The following is a 3,113-nucleotide window of genomic DNA, read 5'->3' as shown; positions in this document are numbered from 1 at the left end:
CGCCGCTCAGACGGCGGCCGGGGACCGCGCCGCGCACCCGCGGCCAGGCGGAAGACGGACGTGGAAGCCGGCCCGGAGGATCGAGCATGAGCATCGAGGTCAACAACGAATCGGCCGTCGCCGCCAACGAGGAAGAGCTGGTGCGGCTGGCACGGTTCGTGCTGGACTCGCTCTACGTCCATCCGGAGGCGGAACTGTCCATCATCATGGTCGACACCGAAGCGATGGAGCGGCTTCACATCGAGTGGATGGACGAGCCGGGCGCCACCGACGTGCTGTCCTTCCCGATGGACGAACTGCGTCCCGGCACCGCGATGAAGCCGGGCCCGCCCGGCGTGCTGGGCGACATCGTGATCTGCCCGCAGGTGGCGCAGGAGCAGGCAAAGAAGGCCGGCCACGGCCTGTTGGACGAAATGCTGCTGCTGACCACGCACGGCATCCTGCATTTGCTCGGTTTCGACCACGCCGAGCCGGCCGAGAAGGAAGAGATGTTCGGCCTGCAGCGCCAGTTGCTGTCCTCCTTCACCGGCAAGGCAGCCCCCACCGAAACCACCCTGTAGAGCCCGGCGATGCTCTGGATACTCGCCGCCATGACGCTGGCTTTCACGCTGTTCGCCGGGGTGCTGACCGCCGCCGAGGCCGCCTTTACCTACCTGCCGCGCCACGACGCCGAAAACCTGCTGCGTTCCGGGCGGAGCCGCAGCCTGCGCCTCATCCTGGCCTCGCCGGCGGCCCACATGCACGGGCTGCGTTTCTGGCGCGTCTGGTTCGAGATGGCAGCCGCCGTCGCCATCGCCCTGCTGTTCCACGACCTGCTGGACAACATCTGGCTGGCCGGACTGCTGGCCACCGTCACCATGGCCGCCGTCGGGTTCGTGCTGGTCGGGGTCTCCCCGCGGCAACTGGGCCGGATGCACGCCGGCGCCGTCGTGCTTTCCACCGCCTTGCTGGTCAGGCTGCTGTGCTCGATCCTCGGTCCCGTGCCCCAATGGCTGGTCCGTTTGGGCAGCGCGGTGGCCCCTAACGCGCCCCGCGCCGACGCGGCCTTCTTCACCGAAGAGGAGTTCCGCGAACTCGTGGACCGGGCCAACGAGTCCGACATGATCGAGGACACCGAGGCGGAACTGATCCACTCCGTCTTCGAGCTGGGCGATACCAAGGTCCGGGCGGTGATGGTGCCGCGCACGGACATGCTCAGCATCGACTCCGGCTCCACCCTGCAGGAGGCCATGACGCTGTTCCTGCAGTCTGGCTATTCACGGATCCCCGTGATCATGGACACCGCGGACCAGATCCGCGGCATCGTCTACCTGAAGGACGTGGCCGCCCGGATCCACGGCCGGGAGGACCACGGCGCCGGCATGCTGGTGGACCAGATCTGCCGCGAGGTCCGGTACGTGCCCGAGTCGAAGTCGGTCGGCGAGCTGCTGCAGGAAATGCAGCGCGAGTCCACGCACGTGGCCATCGTGATCGACGAATACGGCGGCACCGCCGGCCTGGTCACGCTGGAGGACCTCATCGAGGAGATCGTCGGCGAAATCGTCGACGAATACGACACCGAGCGCCCCGAAATCGAGGCGCTGCCGGACGGCCTGTACCGGGTCAGCGCGCGCACCGGTATCGACGACGTCGGCGAACTGTTCAATCTGGAGCTTGACGACGAAGAAGTGGACACCGTCGGCGGGCTGCTGGCCAAAAGCCTCGGCCGGGTGCCGATCGTCGGCAGCGAAGTGGAGCTGGACGGCCTGCACCTGCGCGCCGAACGGCTGGAGGGCCGGCGCAACCGCGTCAGCCATGTCCTGGCCTGGTACGAAGCGCCCGCCCGGGACCAGTACGCCAACGACGACGGCGCTGCCGCCGCCGATGACCCCGCCCGGATGCCCGGGACGGAGAGGGAACGATGACCAACCCCGAAAACGCCACCGGCGCCAACAGCACCGACAAGGCCGTGGCCATGCCGTCCAGCGGCTGGCCCAAGGACTACCGCGCCGGTTTCGTGTCGCTGGTGGGCCGCCCGAACGCGGGCAAGTCCACGCTGACCAACGCGCTGGTCGGGCAGAAGGTGGCCATCACCTCCGCCAAACCGCAGACCACGCGGCACACCATCCGCGGCATCGTGCACCGGCCGGATGCCCAGCTAGTGCTGGTGGACACTCCCGGCCTGCACCGGCCCCGGACCCTGCTGGGGCAGCGGCTGAACGACCTCGTGGCGGACACGCTTGCCGAAGTGGACGCGATCGGCTTCTGCCTGCCGGCCAACGAGAAGATCGGCCCCGGCGACCGCTTCATTGCCAACCAGCTGGCCGCCCTGTCCGGCAAGCCCGTGGTGGCACTGGTAACCAAGACGGACCTGATGGACAAGCAGGCGCTGGCCGAGCAGCTGCTGGCGGTCGCGGCACTGGGCGCGGAGATCTTCGGCCCGGACGGCTTCGCCGACATCGTGCCGGTTTCCGCCGCCAAGGGAGACCAGGTCCAAACGGTCGCCGATGTGCTGGTCCGGCAGATGCCGCTGTCGCCGCCGCTCTATCCCGACGGAGAGCTCACGGACGAACCCGAAGCCGTGATGGTGGCCGAACTGGTCCGGGAGGCGGCGCTGGAGGGGGTACGCGACGAACTGCCCCACTCGCTGGCCGTGGTGGTCGAGGAGATCGTTCCGCGCGAAGGCCGCAGCGCCGACAACCCGCTGCTGGATGTCCGGGTGAACCTCTTCGTGGAACGTCCGTCGCAGAAGGCCATCATCATCGGCAAGGGCGGGGAGAGGCTCCGCGACGTCGGCACCCGCGCGCGCAAGGGGATCGAGGGCCTCCTGGGCACCCGCGTCTACCTTGACCTGCACGTAAAAATAGCCAAGGACTGGCAGCGCGACCCCAAGCAGCTGGTGCGGCTCGGTTTCTGAGCCTCCGGCGCCGCCGGGAACTTTCCCCGGCCGCAACCCGTAGAATACTTAGCGGCCAGTGATGGGCTGGCCGCGTCTTTTTTATCTGGCTTACAACCGTGCAGAGGGGTATCCCGTGGATCATCGCGGCAGTTCCGGTGATGACCCGCAGACCCCGACGGGACAGCCGTCCGCGGGGCAGGATCCCGCCCCGCGGTCACCGGCCGGCGGCGCGCCG

General features: G+C 68.5%; 3 protein-coding genes. All 3 read left to right on the top strand.

All coding sequences use genetic code 11. From position 1 onward, the window contains the following. Positions 1-86 precede the first annotated feature (86 nt). The 3 genes from ybeY to era are packed head-to-tail and all read left to right on the top strand — an operon-like array spanning position 87 to position 2,896. A complete protein-coding gene (gene ybeY, locus AC5RUJ_RS13525) occupies positions 87-560 on the top strand; it encodes an rRNA maturation RNase YbeY (RefSeq protein ID WP_493978405.1) in 474 nt (157 codons plus the stop codon). Positions 561-569: 9 nt separating this feature from the next. Further along, positions 570-1,904 (top strand): hemolysin family protein, encoded by a 1,335-nt coding sequence (locus AC5RUJ_RS13520; RefSeq protein ID WP_494076061.1) that lies wholly within the window; start codon positions 570-572, stop codon positions 1,902-1,904. Between the two features lie 50 nt (positions 1,905-1,954). Further along, positions 1,955-2,896: a GTPase Era gene (gene era, locus AC5RUJ_RS13515; RefSeq protein WP_494023308.1), complete on the top strand. Its 942-nt coding sequence runs from the start codon at positions 1,955-1,957 to the stop codon at positions 2,894-2,896. Positions 2,897-3,113 lie beyond the last annotated feature (217 nt).

This window comes from Arthrobacter sp. Y3223164 (genome assembly GCF_059091005.1).
The sequence above is the reverse complement of the archived record's forward strand: the minus strand, read 5'-3'. Positions and strand labels throughout refer to the sequence as shown.

Bases quoted from the DNA above. Each gene is read 5' to 3' on its own strand.
- ybeY (WP_493978405.1), top strand. From the start codon at position 87: ATGAGCATCGAGGTCAACAACGAATCGGCCGTCGCCGCCAACGAGGAA.
- AC5RUJ_RS13520 (WP_494076061.1), top strand. From the start codon at position 570: ATGCTCTGGATACTCGCCGCCATGACGCTGGCTTTCACGCTGTTCGCC.
- era (WP_494023308.1), top strand. From the start codon at position 1,955: ATGCCGTCCAGCGGCTGGCCCAAGGACTACCGCGCCGGTTTCGTGTCG.